General features: G+C 73.0%; 12 protein-coding genes. 5 read left to right on the top strand and 7 right to left on the bottom strand.

Going from position 1 to position 19479, the window contains the following annotated elements; translation table 11 throughout:
• Nucleotides 1-135: 135 nt before the first annotated feature.
• The 4 genes from ACH4F6_RS11055 to ACH4F6_RS11070 form a co-directional block, all read right to left on the bottom strand.
• Nucleotides 136-1941: an ABC transporter substrate-binding protein gene (locus ACH4F6_RS11055; protein ID WP_397959688.1), complete on the bottom strand. Its 1806-nt coding sequence runs from the start codon at nucleotides 1939-1941 to the stop codon at nucleotides 136-138.
• Nucleotides 1942-2057: 116 nt separating this feature from the next.
• On the bottom strand, nucleotides 2058-3092 hold the full coding sequence (locus ACH4F6_RS11060; protein ID WP_397959689.1) for an ABC transporter permease: 1035 nt from the start codon (nucleotides 3090-3092) through the stop codon (nucleotides 2058-2060).
• Nucleotides 3093-3736: 644 nt separating this feature from the next.
• Nucleotides 3737-5644, bottom strand: coding sequence for a translational GTPase TypA (gene typA / locus ACH4F6_RS11065; protein WP_397959690.1), 1908 nt, complete (start codon nucleotides 5642-5644; stop codon nucleotides 3737-3739).
• A gap of 162 nt (nucleotides 5645-5806) precedes the next feature.
• Nucleotides 5807-7981 carry an ABC transporter family substrate-binding protein gene (locus ACH4F6_RS11070; RefSeq protein WP_397959691.1) on the bottom strand — a complete coding sequence of 725 codons (2175 nt, stop codon included), beginning with the start codon at nucleotides 7979-7981 and terminating at the stop codon, nucleotides 5807-5809.
• A gap of 331 nt (nucleotides 7982-8312) precedes the next feature.
• On the opposite strand from ACH4F6_RS11070, the gene ACH4F6_RS11075 reads away from it, so the two are divergent.
• The 4 genes from ACH4F6_RS11075 to ACH4F6_RS11090 are packed head-to-tail and all read left to right on the top strand — an operon-like array spanning nucleotide 8313 to nucleotide 12189.
• Nucleotides 8313-8603 (top strand): hypothetical protein, encoded by a 291-nt coding sequence (locus ACH4F6_RS11075; protein ID WP_397959692.1) that lies wholly within the window; start codon nucleotides 8313-8315, stop codon nucleotides 8601-8603.
• A gap of 35 nt (nucleotides 8604-8638) precedes the next feature.
• On the top strand, nucleotides 8639-9472 hold the full coding sequence (locus ACH4F6_RS11080; protein ID WP_397959693.1) for a hypothetical protein: 834 nt from the start codon (nucleotides 8639-8641) through the stop codon (nucleotides 9470-9472).
• An 18-nt stretch (nucleotides 9473-9490) separates the two neighbouring features.
• Nucleotides 9491-11416 (top strand): fumarate reductase/succinate dehydrogenase flavoprotein subunit, encoded by a 1926-nt coding sequence (locus tag ACH4F6_RS11085; protein ID WP_397959694.1) that lies wholly within the window; start codon nucleotides 9491-9493, stop codon nucleotides 11414-11416.
• On the top strand, nucleotides 11413-12189 hold the full coding sequence (locus ACH4F6_RS11090; protein ID WP_397959695.1) for a succinate dehydrogenase/fumarate reductase iron-sulfur subunit: 777 nt from the start codon (nucleotides 11413-11415) through the stop codon (nucleotides 12187-12189). Before ACH4F6_RS11085 ends, ACH4F6_RS11090 begins: the two co-directional genes overlap by 4 nt.
• Nucleotides 12190-12202: 13 nt before the next feature.
• On the opposite strand, the gene ACH4F6_RS11095 is transcribed toward ACH4F6_RS11090, so the two are convergent.
• Nucleotides 12203-13210 carry a phosphotransferase family protein gene (locus tag ACH4F6_RS11095; RefSeq protein WP_397959696.1) on the bottom strand — a complete coding sequence of 336 codons (1008 nt, stop codon included), beginning with the start codon at nucleotides 13208-13210 and terminating at the stop codon, nucleotides 12203-12205.
• Between the two features lie 24 nt (nucleotides 13211-13234).
• Entirely contained in the window at nucleotides 13235-14482 is a 1248-nt protein-coding gene (locus tag ACH4F6_RS11100) for a hypothetical protein (RefSeq protein WP_397959697.1), read from the bottom strand.
• Nucleotides 14483-15284: 802 nt separating this feature from the next.
• On the opposite strand from ACH4F6_RS11100, the gene ACH4F6_RS11105 reads away from it, so the two are divergent.
• Nucleotides 15285-16727, top strand: coding sequence for a hypothetical protein (locus ACH4F6_RS11105; protein ID WP_397959698.1), 1443 nt, complete (start codon nucleotides 15285-15287; stop codon nucleotides 16725-16727).
• Here the strand turns inward: ACH4F6_RS11105 and ACH4F6_RS11110 are convergent.
• On the bottom strand, nucleotides 16690-19332 hold the full coding sequence (locus ACH4F6_RS11110) for a SpoIIE family protein phosphatase (RefSeq protein ID WP_397959699.1): 2643 nt from the start codon (nucleotides 19330-19332) through the stop codon (nucleotides 16690-16692). The genes ACH4F6_RS11105 and ACH4F6_RS11110 overlap by 38 nt on opposite strands.
• Nucleotides 19333-19479 lie beyond the last annotated feature (147 nt).

Genomic DNA, 19479 nt, shown 5'->3' on the forward strand with positions numbered 1-19479 from the left:
CCCCGCCGGCCCTGGCGGCCCGGGGCTTGCCCCCCCCCCCGGCCGGGGGGCGGGGGGCGGGGCGGGGGGGGCGGGGGGCCCCCCCCCCCCCCGCGCCGGGGGGGGGGGGGGGGGGGCCGCCGCGGTCGCAAGGGGCTACTTCACGAACAGCCGGCGCGGGTCGACGCCGCCGATGACGTCGTCGTACACGAGGCCGCCGATCCGGGAACCGGCGATCTGGGTCTGCTTGTAGTAGGCCGTGGGAACGTTGGAGACGACGTCCTTCACGATGTACTCGTTGATGGCGTTCCACGCCTCCGCGGCCTTGACCGGGTCGGTGACGACGCTCGCCTTGTCGATGTCGGCGTTGACCTTCTCGTCGTCGATGTGCGAGTAGTTCGAGGCGCCGTCCTGGATCTGGCGCCCGTCGTACAGCGGCGGGATGACGGTCGAGGCGCTCGGCCAGTCGGCTCCCCACGCGGTGTGGAAGATGTCGAAGTTGTTGTCGACCTTGCTGACCTGGTCGTAGTACGTCTCGGCCGGGATCTCCTGGCGCTGCACGTCGAAGCCGGCCTTCTCCAGGCCCGCGGCCATGGCGGTGGAGTACTGCTGGCCCTCGGGGGTGTTGATGTAGCCGAAGGTCAGCTTCAGGCCCGTCTTGCCGGCCTTCTCCAGCAGTTCCTTGGCCTTGGCCGGGTCACCGGCGGGCTTCTTCTTCTTGCCGAAGGGGTCGAAGGACGGGTCGTAGCCGGAGACGGTCGGGCTGATCAGGCCGCCGGCGACCTCCATCGCCTGGGTGCCTCCGAAGGCGCGCACGAACGGCGTGATCGGCAGCGCGTGGGCGATGGCCTCGCGGACGGTCCTGTCCTGCATCTCCTGGTGGCTCAGGTTGATGTTGATCTGGCCGACGTACGGCTGGTAGCCGGAGACCGTGCGGGGCTTCAGCGCCGGGTCCGCGAGCACCTTGGACAGGTTGCCGGCGTCGACCTGGTTGTTGAAGCTGATCGCGGTCGCGTTGGCCCCGGAGTCGTCGAGGATGGCCTTGGTGGAGTCCTCGTACTGCTTGTTGAACGCGATGTCGAACCGGTCGACGTACTGGTGCCGGATGGGGTCGGAGGCGGGGTCCCAGTGGGAGTTCTTCACCAGCGTCATGGACTTGCCGGACTTGAACTCCTGGATCTTGTACGGGCCGGCCGTCATCGGGGCCTTGTCGTACCGCTCCTTGGTGTCCTTCTTCTGGGAGACGATCGAGTAGCCGGCCATGGCCAGCGCGTACGGCAGGTCCGGCCTGGCCTTCTTGAACGTGAAGACGATGGTCTTGGCATCCGGTGTCCGGAGGACGGTGTCCGGCAGGTGCTTGCCGCCGTACGGACCGCCCTTGAGCAGGTCGCGGTATCCGGTGCCCGGCGTGTCGGCCAGCCACTGCTGGATGTAGGTCGGGCCCTGGGAGATGAACGGCGCGAACAGGCGCTCGAAGGTGTGGCGCACGTCGGCGGAGGTGATCGCGGAGCCGTCGGCCCACTTGACCCCGTCCTTGAGCGTGTACTTCCAGGTCTTGCCGCCGTCCGAGGTGGTCCCGCTGTCGGTGGCCAGGTCGCCGACGACCACGTGCCCCTTGCCGTCGTCGCCGGTGGCCTTGTAGCCGGTCAGGCCTCTGTGGATCAGCTGCGACAGGGCCATCTCGTCGGAGACGTAGATCTGCCCGGGGTCGAGGTGCGCGTAGCTGTCGCGCTGGAGGACCGTGACCGTGCCGCCGGGCTTGGCGCCGGGGATCTCCGCGGCCGGGCCGGCCGAGGCCTTGGCGTCGCCGAACTCGATGGACGACTGCTGCCGTTCGGCGTTCTCCTTGTCCCCCTTGTCGCTGCCTTCCTTGCTGCCGCCCTCGCTGCAGCCGGAGAGCACGAGGGCTCCCGCCGCGAGCAGTGAGAGCGCGCCGTACGCGCGGCGTCCACGCTTACCCATCACTCAATTCCCACCCATCCGTGTGTTCACAGGTGCCGACGAAGTGCTGTCCGGTGTGCGGGCCGGCGCGGTGCGGGCCGGCCGGAAGGTGGGGCGAGGACGCCCCGACGTGCTGGTCAGCGGGCCGTCTTGGGATCGAAGGCGTCCCGGACCGAGTCCCCGAGCAGGTTGAACGCCACGATGAAGACGATCATCGAGACGCCGGGGAAGAACATGTAGGTGATGTCGTTCTGCATCACGAGTTCGGTGGCGGCCTTGGAGAACATCTGGCCCCAGTCCGGGGTCGGTTCGACCAGGCCCACGCCGAGGAAGGACAGGCCGGCCTCCGCGGTCACGAAGTTCGGCAGCATGTAGGTGGCCTGCACCAGGATCGGCGTGACCACGTTGGGCAGGATCTCCCTGCGGATGATCCGGCCCGGGGGCGCCCCGCTCACCTTGGCGGCCTCGATGAACTCCCGCTCCCGCAGGGCGAGACTGGTGCCGCGCAGGATGCGGGCCAGGCTCATCCAGCCGAGGAACCACTGCACCGCGATCAGCGCGACGACCCGGACGTAGACGGGTGTCTCGTCGCGCGGGCTGACGAACAGGGAGACCACGACCGGCATGCTCGCGATGAAGAACAGCTGGGCCGGGATGGCGAGCAGGAAGTCGATCAGACGGCTGATTAGGTAGTCGGTCCGGCCGCCGAGATAGCCGGCCGCGACGCCGAGCACGATGCCCGTCAGCACGGTGGCGACGGTGACCGCCAGCGAGATGCCCAGGGAGTTGCGGATGCCGTAGAGCAGTTTGATGAAGACGTCGTAGCCGTTGCCCGGTTCGAGGCCGAACCAGAACTCGCCGCTGATGCCCCCGTTGGGCTGCACCGGCACACCCGCGCTGTCGAACAACTCCGGCCGCTCGTCGGCGTAGACGGTGTACGGGGTCTTGCCGTAGAGCTTCGAGATCAGCGGGGCGAGCAGTCCGATCAGGAAGAAGAACGCCACGACGCAGGCCGACACGACGCCCGTGCGGTCGCGTTTGAAGCGGATCCACATCAGCCGGCCCGGGGACCGGCCCGCGACCACCGCGGCCCCGGGGTCCGGCCGCGGCACGTGGTCGCCGTCGACGACGACCGACGTACCGCCGCCCTCGATGTCGGTAGGACTTGTCACGGTTCGCCCATCTCACAGGTGTGGGTGCGCCGAACCGGCGGCCGCGGCAGGGTGCGCGCGATCACCGGACGGTGCGGGAAGGGACGTCAGGGCGCGCCGGAACCGGCGGGCGAACCCGCAGCCGGACGCGCGTAGTCGAACGGCCGCACGCGGCGGCCGGACGCGAGCTCAGTGACGGTCGTCGGGGGCGGGAACGGATGGACCGGCCATGGACGGCATGGAACTCCTCCTTGTGACATCACGTGTTCACCGGCAGGAGGGGGCGCTCGTCTGTCCTCCGACACCCCTGACGGAGGGTCAGACACCCCCTGGTGCTCGTGAGTCGGCGCTGTCCCCACAGCGCGAGACCCATTGACCCGAGCGCTACGCGGCTAACTATCTGCCATGCGCCAGGTGCCGACCACTGTCTTTAAATCTCAATTCAGTCACAGCTCACGCCTGGATCTTCCAAAATTCGGACAAAGTGTCTGGCGCGAGAAGGCCGCGAAACGGACGTGTTACCTGGCTATCGGGCGAGAAACTCCGCATTCCGGACACCGGGGGCGCCGACCGCCCCGGAAAACGGGTTGCGAAAAGCCCGGGCACCCCCAAGAGGGGGTACCCGGGCTCGGTGACGCGGTGCCGGCGGCTCGTGCGGCCGCCGGTCAGCCGTGCTTGGCGCGGCTCGCGGCGCGGGCGCGCTCGCGGGCGTCCAGGTTCACCTTGCGGATGCGAACCGCCTCCGGGGTGACCTCCACGCACTCGTCGTCGCGGCAGAACTCCAGCGACTGCTCCAGCGACAGCTTGCGCGGCGGCACGATCGACTCGGCCACGTCGGCCGTCGAGGACCGCATGTTGGTGAGCTTCTTCTCCTTGGTGATGTTGACGTCCATGTCGTCGGAGCGGGAGTTCTCACCGACGATCATGCCCTCGTACACCTCGGTGCCGGGCTCGACGAACAGCACGCCGCGCTCCTGGAGGTTCGTCATCGCGAACGCGGTGACGGCACCGGAGCGGTCGGCGACCAGGGAGCCGTTGTTGCGGGTCTGGAGCGTGCCGAACCAGGGCTCGTGGCCCTCGTGGATGGAGTGCCCGATGCCCGTGCCGCGGGTCTGGGTCAGGAACTCGGTCCGGAAGCCGATCAGGCCGCGGGACGGGACGACGAACTCCATGCGCACCCAGCCGGAGCCGTGGTTCGACATGTTGTCCATCCGGCCCTTGCGGACGCCCATGAGCTGCGTGACCGCGCCCATGTGCTCCTCGGGCACGTCGACCGTCATGCGCTCGACGGGCTCGTAGACCTTGCCGTCGACCTCCTTGGTGACGACCTGGGGCTTGCCGATGGTCAGCTCGAAGCCCTCGCGGCGCATCTGCTCGACCAGGATGGCCAGCGCCAGCTCACCGCGGCCCTGCACCTCCCAGGCGTCCGGCCGGTCGGTGTCCAGGACGCGGAGGCTGACGTTGCCGATCAGCTCGCGGTCCAGACGGTCCTTGACCTGGCGGGCGGTGACCTTGCGGTCCTTCACGGCCGACTTGGCGTCGGCGCCCTTGCCCGTGCCGCCACGGCCGACCAGCGGGGAGGTGTTGGTGCCGATGACCATGGAGATCGCGGGCTCGTCGACCGTGATCAGCGGCAGCGCGACGGGGTTCTCCGGGTCGGCCAGGGTCTCGCCGATCATGATGTCCGGGATGCCGGCGACCGCGCAGATGTCACCCGGGCCGGCCTTCTCGGCGGGCTTGCGGGTGAGCGCCTCGGTCATCATCAGCTCGGAGATGCGCACGTTGGTGACGGACCCGTCGCGCTTCATCCAGGCGACGGTCTGCCCCTTCTTCAGCTCGCCCTGGTGGACGCGCAGCAGCGCGATGCGGCCGAGGAAGTTGTCGGCGTCCAGGTTGGTGACGTGGGCCTGGAGCGGGGCGTCCTCGTCGTAGGTCGGGGCCGGGATGTGCTCCAGGATCGTCGAGAAGAACGGCTCCAGGCTGTCGGAGTCGCCCGGCACCGTGCCGTCCTGCGGCTTGGTCAGCGAGGCGACGCCGTCACGGCCGCAGGCGTAGACGATCGGGAACTCGATCTGGTCCTCGTCGGCGTCCAGGTCGAGGAAGAGGTCGTAGGTCTCGTTGACGACCTCGTCGATCCGGGAGTCCGGCCGGTCCGTCTTGTTGATGCACAGGATGATCGGCAGCCGCTGCTGCAGCGCCTTGCGCAGCACGAAGCGGGTCTGCGGCAGCGGGCCCTCGGAGGCGTCCACCAGCAGCACGACACCGTCGACCATCGACAGACCGCGCTCGACCTCACCGCCGAAGTCGGCGTGGCCGGGGGTGTCGATGATGTTGATCGTGATCGGTTCCCCGCCGTCCTTGGGGTGGTACTTCACCGCCGTGTTCTTGGCGAGGATCGTGATGCCCTTCTCACGCTCCAGGTCGTTCGAGTCCATCATGCGGTCGTCGACCGAGTCGAGCTGGTGCGCGGCGAAGGCGCCGGCCTGCTTCAGCATGCCGTCGACGATGGTCGTCTTGCCGTGGTCGACGTGGGCGACGATGGCTACGTTGCGAATGTCGTGGCGCGTGGCCATAAAGCGGCGTTCTCCCGGAGTGTGAGGACGGCCCTGCTGCGTACGTCCGTGTTACGCGGGCCCTGCCGGGCTTGACATGCCACGGCCTCACCCCATGGTACGTGGCCCGACGGGGAACGACCTCCACAGGGCCACGAGGCGCACGTCACCCCCCGCGCCGGCTCACCCCCCGGCCGGACTCGGCGCGATCCTCGCGCCCTTCTTCAGGAAGCCCATGTCCTCGTAGACCGGCGTCTGGAAACCGAAGGCCCCGGCGTTGACCACGTTCTTCCTCGCCGCCGTCAGCTGGGGGCGCTGGTAGAGGGGAATCGATCCGGCAGCCGCCCAGATCCGGGCGTCGGCCTTGCGCAGCAGGGACCGCTCCTCCTCCTCGTCCAGCGTCGAGATCGCCTGGTCGAAGAGCTGGTCGACCTGGTCGGTGCCGACCCGGGTGTAGTTCTGCTCGACGCTCAGCGAGCCGTCGGCGGCCGGCACGGGCTTGGCGTAGATCGGCCGGGCGTCGGTGGCCGGGAAGGCGGAGGACGGCCAGGAGTACAGCGCGAGGTCGTACTCGCCGGAGGCGATGTGGTCCTTGAAGTAGCTCTCGTCGGAGACCTTCGTCAGCTCGGTGCGGATGCCGACCCTGCCCAGCATCCGCGCGATCCGCCCGGCGACCGCGTGCAGCGGCTGCGCGCCCGGGCCGGACGGCAGGACGAACCGCAGGGTGAGCGCCTTGCCGTTCTTGGCCAGCGTCCCGCGCGCGGCGCCGGCCGGGGCGGCGGTGCCCCGGGGGGCGTAGGCGCCCGGCGCGCCCTGCCGGCGGAGGGAGTGCTTGCCGTCCTGGGCGAGCCGGCTGCCGTGGTCCTCGTGCCCGCGCCCCGGCGCCTTGTCGTCCTCGCCGACGATGTACGTGCCGTCGTCGTCCTCGGCGGCGTCCTGTCCGGCCCTGCCTCCCCGCGGCCTCTCGCCCTCGGACCCGGCCGCCTTCTCCGTCTTCCCCCGCTCCTCGACCGGGCCGCCGGGGACCCAGCCGGCGTCCGCGAGCAGCGCCTGCGCCTCCTTGGTGTCCTGGCCGCCCAGCGCTCCGCTGCCGTCGGCGTAGGCCTCCTGCCCGGACAGGGCGAGGTGGCTGCCGACGGGCACCGCGGGCAGGCCCAGCGGCTTGAGCACCGTCTCGACGAGTTCCTCGCGGTCGAGCGCGCGGGCCACCGCCCGGCGCACCCGCTCGTCGGCGAGCGGGCCGTCGGCGCCGTTCAGGGCGAGCTGGGTGTAGGCCGGCTCCAGCGACTTGCGCACCTCGAAGTCGCGCAGCGCCTTCTGCTCGCGTTCCCAGGTCGCGACCGCCTTGCCCAGTTCCTTGCGGGCGTACGTCTCGTCCTCGGCCGTGCCCTCGCCGGAGTCGTCCGCGAGGACCCGGGAGCCCGGCGCCTTCGGGGCGGAGCGGCCGCCGCCGGGGCCGGCCAGCGGTCCCGCCCCGCCCTGGGCGGCGCCGTCGATGCGCTGGACCGCGGCCACGTCGATCTCGGCCAGGTCGATCTGCCCGGCGGCGAGCGCGGCGGCCCGCCGGTCGCGCTTCACGGACGTCAGCACGATCTCGGAGAGCTTGGCGGGCCGTCCCCACCAGCGCGGGTTGGGGGTGAGCCGGATCCGGCCCTGCCCCCGGTCGACCTGCTTCACGGCGAACGGCCCGGCGGTGACCTGGAGCTTGCGCCGCGCCCCGTCGTTGAAGGAGTCGGGCGTGCCCATGACGTCCTTCGGGTACAGCGGGGAGAACAGCGACCGCCAGTCCGCGTAGGGGCGGCCGAAGGTGACCCGGACCTCGAGGTCGTTCGCACCGCGCTCGATCTTCTCGATGCGGTCGTAGCCGGCGTTGCGGGCGGTCCAGTAGGCGCTGTCCTTGCCGGACAGGGCGCGCCACTGGGCGGCGAAGTCGGCGGCGCCGATCTCCCGGCCGTCGCTCCACACGGCCTGCTGGTCGAGCCGGTAGAGGACGACCTGCTTGGGCTCGGTCTCGACGACCTCGGCGGACTCCAGGTAGTCGGCGTTGCGCGCGGGCCGCCCGTTCGCGTCCACCCGGTACATCGACGGCAGGACGGCCTGGGCGACCCGGGTGGTCGTGGCGTCGGCGTCGGCCTGGAAGGTGTTGAAGGTCTCCGGCACGGAGTCCACCGCCCAGCGCAGGGTGCCGCCCTCGGCGACCCGGTCGCGGGCGGCCCGGGCGATGTCCTGGGCGGCCAGCGGCTTCCCGGCCCGGTCGTCCGCGCCGCAGGCGGTCAGCACCGGGACGGCGAGCGCGCCCGCGGTCAGGAAGGCGACCGCGCGCGTGACCGCGCGCAGTCCGACGCCGTCGTGGGACATCTCAGGTACCTCCGGGGGGCCGCTGCCGCCGATGGCAGGAGTGCGTTATGTTCACCTATGGCGCTATTTTGGTGTTGATCTGATCTACAGCCCACTGAAGAGGAAAGGGTTCGCCTGCCGGGGGCGACACGGCGGCGGGGCCCCACAAGCCCACTCGCGCGGAGCAACGCCTCCCCCGGCGCACACAGAGCGCGTCCAGGCGTGCGCGGAGGGCGTGCGATCGGCCAATCGCTGCACACGCCTTCACATCCGCAGGTGTGACGCGCAACACTCTCAGGCGCATGAGCGTCGCCGTCCAGGGCCCGAGGGCCCGCGGAAGTGAGGTCACGTCATGTCCGTGCACGACGATCTGACAACGGTCCAGCGCTGCCTCGACGACCTGGCGCGGTCCGTGGGCCGTCTGGAGCAGCACCTCGGCCGCGGCGGCCTCGACATGCGCCGCGTCCGCACCGACGCCGACCACCTGCGCGAGAGCGTCGCGCTGCTGCGCGCGGCGGCCACCACTCCCGCCGCCGTCCAGCGCCCGGACCTCGTCACCATCCCCGACACCCCCTACGACGACTCCCTCTGGATCGACACGGACGACGAGGGACTCGGCGCCCGTGACCGCCGTGCCCCCTGAACCGTCCGGAGTCCCGAGCCGACCGGAGTCATGAAGTGGCCACTGGTACGGAACCTCCCGCCACCGACCCCCATCCGTCCCGCGGCGTGCGCTCCCCCGCGCGCGCCGCGATCGCCGCGCCCCACCTGCGCACCGACCGCTGGTGGCTGGCCCCCGCGGCCACCGCCGCCGGCCTGCTGGCGTTCGTCGTGTACTCGACCTGGCGGGCCTTCGCCGACGCCCACTACTACGCGGCGCCGTACGTGTCGCCGTTCTACTCGCCCTGCCTGGCCGAGCGCTGCGCGCCCATGCGCGCGGGCCCCAACTGGGAGGTCTTCGGCAGCTGGTGGGGCATCTCCCCGGCGATCATCATCCTGGTCTTCCCGCTGGGCTTCCGCCTGACCTGCTACTACTACCGCAAGGCGTACTACCGGGGCTTCTGGGCGTCCCCGCCGGCCTGCGCGGTGGCCGAACCGCACAAGAGGTACACCGGCGAGACCCGCTTCCCGCTGATCCTGCAGAACGTCCACCGGTACTTCTTCTACGCGGCCCTCCTGGTCGCCGGGATCCTGACCTACGACACCGTGCTCGCCTTCCGCGACGAGCACTACGCCTGGGGCCACATGGGCCTCGGCACCCTCGTCTTCCTGGTCAACATCGTGCTGATCTGGGCCTACACGGTCTCCTGCCACTCCTGCCGGCACATCGTCGGCGGCAAGCTCAGGCACTTCTCCCGGCACCCCGTGCGCTACCGGATGTGGCAGTGGATCGGGAAGCTCAACGCCCGGCACATGCAGCTCGCCTGGGCGTCGCTGGTGAGCGTGGCGCTCGCCGACTTCTACGTCTACCTGGTCGCGTCCGGCGCCTTCGACGATCCGCGCTTCTTCTAGACGAGTGGGGACTGACTGATGTCCGTGGTGGACCGGCAGGAGTGGGACGTCGTCGTGGTCGGGGCCGGCGGCGCCGGCCTGCGCGCCGCCGTCGAGGCCCGCGAGCGGGGCGCCCGTACGGCCGTGATCTGCAAGTCGCTGTTCGGCAAGGCGCACACGGTGATGGCCGAGGGCGGCATCGCGGCGGCGATGGCCAACGCCAACGAGCACGACACCTGGCAGGTCCACTTCCGCGACACGATGCGCGGCGGCAAGTTCCTCAACCAGTGGCGGATGGCCGAACTGCACGCGCAGGAGGCCCCGGACCGGGTGTGGGAGCTGGAGACCTGGGGCGCCCTGTTCGACCGCACGAAGGACGGCCGGATCTCCCAGCGCAACTTCGGCGGCCACGAGTACCCGCGCCTCGCCCACGTCGGCGACCGCACGGGCCTGGAGCTGATCCGCACCCTCCAGCAGAAGACCGTCGCGCTCCAGCAGGAGGACTTCCGCGAGACCGGCGACCACGAGTCCCGGCTGAAGGTCTTCCAGGAGTGCACGGTCACCCGGATCCTCCAGGACCCCTCCGGCCGGGTCTGCGGCGTCTTCGCCTACGAGCGCGAGAGCGGCCGCTTCTTCGTCCTGGAGGCCCCCGCCGTCGTGATCGCGACCGGCGGCATCGGCAAGTCCTTCAAGGTGACGTCGAACTCGTGGGAGTACACCGGCGACGGGCACGCGCTCGCGCTGCTCGCCGGGGCGCCCCTGCTGAACATGGAGTTCGTCCAGTTCCACCCGACGGGCATGGTCTGGCCGCCGTCGGTCAAGGGCATCCTCGTCACCGAGTCGGTGCGCGGCGACGGCGGGGTGCTCAGGAACTCCGAGGGCAGGCGGTTCATGTTCGACTACGTCCCCGACGTCTTCAAGGACAAGTACGCCGAGTCCGAGGACGAGGGCGACCGCTGGTACGACGACCCCGACCACAACCGGCGGCCGCCGGAGCTGCTGCCGCGCGACGAGGTCGCCCGCGCCATCAACGCCGAGGTGAAGGCGGGCCGCGGCTCCCCGCACGGGGGCGTCTTCCTCGACGTGTCGACGCGGATGCCCGCGGAGGTCATCAAGCGCCGGCTGCCCTCGATGTACCACCAGTTCAAGGAGCTGGCGGACGTCGACATCACGGCGGAGGCGATGGAGGTCGGTCCGACCTGCCACTACGTGATGGGCGGCATCGCCGTCGACTCCGACACGGCCGCCGCGCGCGGGGTGCCGGGACTGTACGCGGCCGGCGAGGTGGCCGGCGGGATGCACGGCTCCAACCGGCTCGGCGGCAACTCCCTCTCCGACCTGCTGGTGTTCGGCCGCCGGGCCGGACTGCACGCGGCCCGGCACGCGGCCGCCCTGGCCTCCGCGCGCCCGGCGGTGGACGACGCCCAGGTGGACGCGGCCGCCGCGGAGGCGCTGCGCCCGTTCTCGGCCGAGGGCGCCGAGCCGGCGGGGGCGCCGCCGGAGAACCCGTACACCCTGCACCAGGAACTCCAGCAGACCATGAACGACCTCGTCGGCATCATCCGTCGCGAGGGCGAGATGGTCCAGGCCCTCAGGAAACTCGCGGAACTGCGGGTCCGGGCCCGGCGGGCCGGGGTGGAGGGCCACCGCCAGTTCAATCCCGGCTGGCACCTCGCCCTGGACCTGAGGAACATGCTGCTGGTCAGCGAGTGCGTGGCGCGGGCCGCGCTGGAGCGCGCCGAGTCGCGCGGCGGCCACACCCGCGAGGACCACCCGGCGATGGACCGTGCCTGGCGCAACGTGAACCTGCTGTGCCGGCTCACCGATCCGGCGGCCGCCGACCCGGCGCAGGGCCGGATCACCCTCACCCGCGAGACCACCGACCCCATCCGCCCCGACCTGCTCGCCCTCTTCGAGAAGGAGGAGCTGGTCAAGTACCTCGCCGAAGAGGAGCTGTACGAATGAGCAGCTACGAGGCCCGCTTCCAGGTGTGGCGGGGTGACGCGCGGGGCGGCGGCCTGGAGGACTTCCGGGTCGAGGTCAACGACGGCGAGGTCGTCCTCGACATCGTCCACCGCCTGCAGGCCACCCAGGTCCCCGACCTCGCCGTCCGCTGGAACTGCAAGGCGGGCAAGTGCGGTTCGTGCTCGGCGGAGGTCAACGGCCGGCCCCGCCTGATGTGCATGACCCGCATGTCGGTGTTCGACCGGGACGAGACGATCACCGTGACGCCCCTGCGCGCCTTCCCGGTCGTCCGCGACCTGGTGACGGACGTCGGCTTCAACTACCGCAAGGCGCGCGAGGTCCCGGCGTTCGTACCGCCCGCCGGGGTGGGCCCGGGCGAGTACCGCATGTTCCAGGAGGACGTGGACCGCCCGCAGGAGTTCCGCAAGTGCATCGAGTGCTTCCTGTGCCAGGACACCTGCCACGTCGTGCGCGACCACGAGGAGAACAAGGAGGCCTTCGCCGGCCCCCGCTTCCTCATGCGGATCGCCGAGCTGGACATGCACCCGCTGGACGCGGCGGAGGAGGCCGGCCTGGACCGCAGGAGGACGGCCCAGGACGAGCACGGGCTCGGCTACTGCAACATCACCAAGTGCTGCACGGAGGTCTGCCCCGAGGGCATCAGGATCACGGACAACGCGCTGATCCCCCTGAAGGAACGGGCCGTGGACCGCAAGTACGACCCACTCGTGTGGCTCGGGAACCGGATCAGGCGGCGGACCTCCCCGGGCTGATCCCGCCCGGCGGCTACGCCCCCGGCGCCGTCCCGTCCCGCCCGGCCGACGCCAGCACCCACCGGAGGTTCGCCTCCGCGACGGCCCGCATCGGCGCCGGGTCCGGCCAGTCGCCGTCCAGCAGGCGCAAGGGGCCCGCGACGAGGGAGAGGCGCACGGCCAGGCGGTGGAGGGCCATGCGGTCCTCGTCCAGACCGGGGGCGCGCAGCATGTCGTACCAGGGGCCGAACCGCAGCTCCAGGAAGGCGTGCTCCCCCTCCGCGTCGAAGTACTTCAAGCCCTCGATGTCGATCAGCACGGGTTCGCCGCCGGGGGTCAGCAGGACGTGGTCCGGGCCGAGTTCGCCGTGGACGAGGGAGCAGGTGTCGCGCGGGGCGAGGGCGTGCCGCAACCGCCGCACCCGCTCCCGCAGCCGGTCCTGGACGGCCGCCACCCGGGGGTCGCGCACGCACAGCTCGTCGATGTCGCGCAGCGCGTGGTCGGCGGTGGCCTGCGCGCAGTCGGCGGCGAGCGGCGTCCCGCCCTCCTCCACGAGGGTGACCTCGCCGTGGCCGGCGGCGGTGCACGACCGCAGCACGCGCAGCGTCTCCGCCAGCCGCCGGACGGCCGGGCGGGCCCTGGCCGGGTCGTCGCGCAGGGCGTCCTCCAGGGTGCCGCCCGTGACGTCCTCGACGACCGCCGCGTACGCCGGCAGGTGCACGGCGTCCTCGTCGAGCAGCAGCAGGCGCGGGACGCGGACGCCGAGGGCCGTCAGCCGGGCGTGCGCCGAACGGAACAGGCCCGGGCCGGTGGCGTCGGAGAGGCTGTCGGTGACGTCGGAGGCCGGCCGCGCCCAGTAGTCCTCCTGCGGGGACCAGACGTACGCGATCACCGTGGAGTCGTCGTCGAAGGCGAGCCGGTAGACGCCCTTGCGGCTGCCCCCGGTGAGACGGGTGGCGGCGGCGAGGGTCCGGTGGCCGCCGACGGCCTCACGGGCGAGCGGGACGAAGTCGGCGGCGGCGAGGTGCTGTCGTCGGGTCACCGGGCCCAGTCTCCCCGGCCGCGGTCAACGGACCCAGCCCTTTTCGTACGACGTCCAGTCGGACTCCGTGGCCGCGAAGTCGACGTAGGCGGCGACGCCGAAGTTCGCGCGGTCCACGTCCGTGCGGGACAGGCCCAGGCGGACGCCCCGCACGGCGGCGGCGACGGTCTCCGCGTGCTCCCAGTGGCCGAAGCCCTTCTCGTGGTAGAAGGGCAGGCCCATCAGCAGGTCGGTGGTGTCCGGGGTGACCTCCAGGGCCAGCGAGGTCTGCTGGGCGACATAGCCGCCGTACGTGCTCTCCAGCGGCTGCATGGTGTCGTACGACATGAGGGCGATCTGGTCGACGCGGCGGGCCACCTGGCCGAAGAACTCCTGCGACCACCACTTCGGGTGGCCGGTGAGGGTCCCCCGGACCGAGTGCAGGTACGGGAGCGGGTCGATCTGGTGCGCGGCGACGGAGAGCAGCGCTCCCCGTGCCGCGGTGACGGAGCGCAGGGCGTCGAGGAGGGTGAGGTAGTCCCGGTCGTCGGAGTGCAGGGGCTCCAGGTCGAAGTGGGCGCCCTCGAAGCCAGCGGCGAGGATCTCGCGGGTCGACCGCACCACGGCGTCCCGTGTCCGCGCGCGCTCCAGCCGCATGCCGCGGGAGCCCTCACTGGCGAGCACGTCCCCGAGCCAGGCCTGGACCCGGACCCCGGGCATCTCGCGGTGGACGGCGTCGATGAACCAACGGGCGTTCGGGTACGCCGACCCGGGCAGCGTCCCGTCGTGCTCCAGGGGGCCGGCGTGGACGTACAGGTCGCGGAAGCCGGTCCCCTTCAGCCGGGCGGCCAGGGCGGTGACGTCGGCGTCCTTCTTGCGCCCGTCGACCCAGGCGTGCCCCAGCCAGATGGCGTCCTTGCCGCGGGTACGGGCGCTCTCGTCCGGGTCGCCCAGGTAGTTCACGCGCAGGGCGGTGAGCGAGGCGAGCAGCGGCAGCAGGACGAGCAGGCCGACCGCGAGCAGCCCCCGCCGCACCCACCGCCGCCGCGACCGCGCGCGCCCCGCCGGCTCGCCGCCGCCTCCGCCCTCCTCGCCGCCACTCCCCCGGCCGCCACCACCACGGCCGGCACCGGCGCCGTCGTCCGGACGCCCGGAAGCGTCGGCCTCCGACTCGGGGGCGGCCTCCGACTCGGGGGTGGACTCCGACTCGGGGACGGACACCGACTCGGGGGTGGACTCCGACTCGGGGACGGACACCGGCTCGGGGACGGACACCGGCTCAGGAGCGGACACCGGCTCGGGAGCGGACACCGGCTCGGGAGCGGGGTCGGAGGGGGGCGCGGATGCGCGCGCCGACGCGGGCGCGGGCTCGGACCCGGACTCGGGTATGCGGGCCGACGCGGACGCGGGCGCCGTGGTCGGTGCGGGCGCCGTGGCCGGCGCGGACGCGGCTTCGGGGTCCGGGGCGACCTCGGGTCCCGGTGTGGTGCCGGGTGCGGACGCGGGCGCCGGGGCCGGCGCGGACGCGGCTTCGGGGTCCGGGGCGACCTCGGGTCCCGGTGTGGTGCCGGGTGCGGACGCGGGCGCCGTGGCCGGCGCGGACGCGGCTTCGGGGTCCGGGGCGACCTCGGGTCCCGGTGTGGTGCCGGGTGCGGGCGCCGGGGCCGGGGCCGGCGACGACTCGGGCTCCGACGCGCGGGACGGCGTGGGCCGCGGCACGGACCCGGGGTCCGGGGACGGCCGCGCGGCGGCCTCGGGGTCCCGGGCCGGCTCCGTCGTCCCGTCCGTCCGCGGTGTCGCGGCGCGGGCCTTTTCCGGCTCCCCTGCCGGCGAGCGCTCCATCCCCGTGTCCCCTTCCGTGTCGGCCTGTCGCACGGCCCCCGCCTCGGACGCATCCCGGTCGCGTGGCCGCACCGGCGGTCCTACGCTCCGAAAGGTGACGTCGTCCTTGTTCCGAGGCCGGCCACGGCGTGCCGGGTCGCGGCTGCGCGCGCGGGTGGCTCATGCCGCGTTGGGCGGTGCGGCGGGGGTCGTGTGGCTGGTGTCACCCGGGACGACGCCGGGAACGGGCGCCGCGGTTGCGATCACCCGCCCCGTGTCCGCCGCGCCGGCGGAGGACGGGACGTCCACGGCCGATCTGGTGCTGCCGCTCGTGGCGGTCGGCGCCGCGGGCGCCGCCGCCGGCTACGGGTACGTACGCCGGGTCCGCCGCACCCGGGGCCGGACCACGCCCGGCGGGACGGCGGCCCCGTCGCGGTCCCGTTCCGCGCCCCGGCCGGCCGACCTCGACGAGCGGGCCCGCGCGGCCCTCGTCGAGGCCGACGACCGTGTCCGCGCCGCCCGCGAGGAACTCGGTTTCGCCGAGGCCCGGTTCGGACCGGAGGCCGTGGCTCCGTTCGCCTCCGCGCTGCGGGAGGCGGAGGGCGAGCTGACGGCCGCCTTCCTGATGCGGCAGCGCTACGACGAGGGCGTGCCCGGGGAGGAGGCGGCCCGGCGACACGCGCTCGCCGGGGTCGTCGGGAGGTGCGAGGAGGCGGGGCGCCGGCTGGACGCGGCGGCCGGCGACCTCGGCCGGCTGCGGGGGCTCGAGGAAGGGGTGGGCGAGGCGCTGGAGGTGGCGGAGACACGGTTCCGCGAGCTGACGGGGCGTACGGGCGCGGTCGACGCGGTCCTCGCCGGGCTGCGGGCGCGGTACGCGGCCACCGCGACCGCCTCCGTCACCGGGCACGTCGAACAGGCCAAGGACCGGCTGCTCTTCGCCACCGACTGTCTCAACCAGGCCCGGCAGGCAAACGACACGGGACGCCGGGAGGAAGCCGCCCGGCGCCTGCGCGCCGCGGAGGGCGCGACGGCCCAGGCGGCCGTCTTCCTGGACGGCGTGCGGCGGCTCGCCGCCGAGCTGCGGGAGGCCGCGTCGATGGTTCCGGCCGTGCTGACCGGCGCCGAGGCGGAGCTGGCGGCGGCGCGCGCCCGGGCCGCGTCCGGGGACGGGCCCCCGGACCGGTTGTCGCACGCCGACTCCGTCCTCGCCTCCGTGCGCCGGGAAGTGACCGCCGGGCAGCCGTACGACCCGGTCGGCGTGCTGCGCCGGATCGTGCGCGCCACCGCGCCGCTCGCCTCGGGACGGTCCGGGGTCCTCCCGGCCGCCGCGCTGCTCACCGCCCGCGCCGCCACCGCCGCGGCGGACGCCTTCGTCACGACCCACCGGGGCGCGGTGGACGCCGCGGCCCGCACCCGCCTGGCGGAGGCCCGGCGCCTGCTGTCGTCCGGCGCCCCGGGGGACCGTCCGCGCGCCGACGTCCTCGCCCTGGAGGCCCGGGAGCTGGCGGAACAGGACGTGCGGGTGCGCGGGAACCCGTACGCGGGGGCGGCGCCCGGCGCGACGACCGCGGCGCCCGGCGCGCGGGTCCCGGCCGGCGCCGCCGGAGCCGTCCTCGGTGGCCTCCTGCCCTCCGGCGGCCGGGGGGACGGCCCTCCGGCGGACTCCGGTCCGCCGGACGTCAGAACAGACTCAGCAACGCCTCCGCCGGATCGGTGAGGCCGTGCTCCCCGTCGGGCAGGGGCAGTTCGAACCACACCGTCTTGCCCCGCGGGGTGCGCCGGGAGCCCCACGCCGCCGAGAGCAGACCGACGAGCTGGAGGCCGCGGCCGCCCTCGTCCGTGTCACGGGCACGGCGGCGGCGCGGCTGGACCAGGCCCGCGTCCCAGACCTCGCACACCAGCGTGCGGTCCAGCAGCAGGCGCAGCCTGATCTCGCCCTCGCCGTACCGCAGGGCGTTCGTCACCAGCTCGCTGACCAGCAGCTCGGCCGTGTCGACCAGCGGTTCCAGGTCCCAGGCGAGGAGCTGGGCGCGCGCGTACTCCCGGGCGCGGCCCACGCTGCGCGGCTCGCGGGGCAGGGTCCAGTCGCCGACGGACTCGGCGGGCAGTCCCTGCACACGTGCCATCAGCAGCGCGATGTCGTCCTCGCCGTGGTGCGTGTCGAGCGTGTGGAGCACGTGGTCGCAGACGTCCTCGAGGGGGCTGGAGGGGTCGGTGAGCGCGCCCACGAAGGCCTGGAGGCCCTCGTCCAGGGGGTGGTCGCGGGACTCGACGAGACCGTCCGTGTAGAGCGCGAGCAGCGCGCCCTCGGGGAGCTCGACCTCGACCTCCTCGAAGGGCTCGCCGCCGACGCCGAGCGGCATGCCGGGCGGCACGTCGAGCATCAGGGCGGCCTCGCCGGGTTCGACCAGCACCGGGGGCAGGTGGCCCGCGTTGGCGAACGTGCAGCGCCGGGTGACGGAGTCGTAGACGGCGTAGACGCAGGTCGCGAGGTACACCTCGGACAGGTCGGCCTCGCGGGGGCGGCGGGCGGCCCGGGTGGCCTGCTGGACGCCGCCGGGGGTGCCGAGCCCGCGGGCGATCTCGTCCAACGCGGAGAGCACCTCGGCCGGTTCGAGGTCCAGCAGCGCCAGGGTCCGCACCGCCGTGCGCAGTTCGCCCATGGCGACGGCCGCGCGCAGACCGCGGCCCATCACGTCGCCCACCACCAGCGCCGTGCGGTGGCCGGGGAGTTCGATGACGTCGAACCAGTCGCCGCCGACCTCGCTGGGGCGGTCGGTGGAGGCGTTGCCGGGCAGGTAGCGACAGGCGATGTCGAGGCCCGAGGCGACGGGGTCGCCGGGCGGCAGCAGCGACCGCTGCAGTATCAACGCCCGCTCGTGCTCCCGCCGGTACAGGCGCGCGTTGTCGATGCAGACGGCGGCGCGGGCGGCCAGTTCCACCGCCAGGTCCCGGTCCCGGTCCCCGAACGGCTCGCTGCCCTTCGTCCGCGAGAACTGCGCGAGGCCGACGACGGTGTCGTGGGCGACCATCGGGACGGCGAGCGTGGACTGCACGAGGCCGCCGTCCTCGCCGGGGACGGTCTGCGGGCGGGCGGTGCGCAGGGCGTCCGCGCAGGGCGAGTGGAACGGGTAGTGGTGGACGGCGCCGACGGCGACGGGCGCGCCGGTGCCGGCGAAGGGCGCGTCGGAGACGGCGGACGCGAAGGCGACCCGGCGCAGTTCGGCGCTGCCGTCGGCGAGTCCGGGCGGGGTCTCGTCGCCGGCCAGGAGGCCCTGGTAGAGGTCGACGGTGGCCAGGTCGCAGAAGCCGGGCACGACCACGTCGAGGAGTTCGCGCGCGGTCGTCTCCAGGTCGAGGGAGTTCCCTATGCGGGCGCCCGCCTCGTTCAGGAGGGCGAGATTGCGCCGGGCGGCGGCTGCCTCGCGGGCGGCGGCACGGCGGGCGGTGATGTCGATGCCGAGCCAGGCGATGCCGATCGGGCGGCCGGAACCGCTGTGCACGCGGTAGAGGTTGACGGACCAGTGGCGGCGCTCGTCGGACCCGGGCAGGTAGCCGGTGACGTGCATGTCCGTGATGGACTCGCCGGTCTGCAGGACGCGGCGCAGGGTCGCGCTGACCCGGTCGGCCTCGGACCGGGGCAGGTAGTCGTGCACGCCCTTGCCGCGGTGGTCGTCGGGGCCGCCGCCGAACAGGGAGGCGAACCGCTGGTTGGCGCGGCGGACCCGCAGCTCGGGGTCGATCAGCAGGAAACCGAACGGGGATTGACCGAAAATGGCCTGCGAGGCGGCGAGGTCGGTCTCGATGCTGCGCAGGGTGCGGACGTCGACGACGATGCACACGGCGGCCTTCTCGCCGTCCTGGGTGCGCGTCGGCATGACGTACACCTCGGCGAGGCCGTCCTCGCCGCGCCGCCCGTCGGCGGGGTCGGGCATCCGGAAGGGGACCACTCCGGTCCACTCCCGGCCGTCGAGGATTTCGGCCATCTTGCGCTGGCCGCGTTCCCTCAGGTCCGGGTCGATGAACGCGTCGATGGGGTCCATGCCGACCGCCCGCTGCGCCGGGATGCCGAAGATCTGCTCGGCCCGCAGGCTCCACTGGGTGACCAGCCCGTCGGGGCCGATGGAGAACGACGCGACCCTGATGTAGTCGTAGATCGAGCCGGGCGGACTGCTCTGCCACAGGGCGTCCCCGGTCGGCGCCGTGCCCTCGCCGCCGGCGAGGGTGCGTGCGGAATCGGCTGCGAGCGCGCCCGCGGCCTCAGCCCTCGCGCCGTCCGACGGGTCCTCGGACTCCGTGGCCTTCGCTGGTATCTCGCTCACGCGAACCGTCCCCTCCAGCTCACCGCGCCCGGCACCGGTCACCGGAAGCGGCTGCCCGCAGTATCCAGCACTACGGCGCCGCACGACACGGTGTTCACGATCACAGCACGGTCCAGGCGCTTTCCGGACCGTTCCGTGACAACACTT

It is taken from the genome of Streptomyces sp. NPDC017936 (genome assembly GCF_044328485.1).
Classification (GTDB): Bacteria; Actinomycetota; Actinomycetes; order Streptomycetales; family Streptomycetaceae; genus Streptomyces.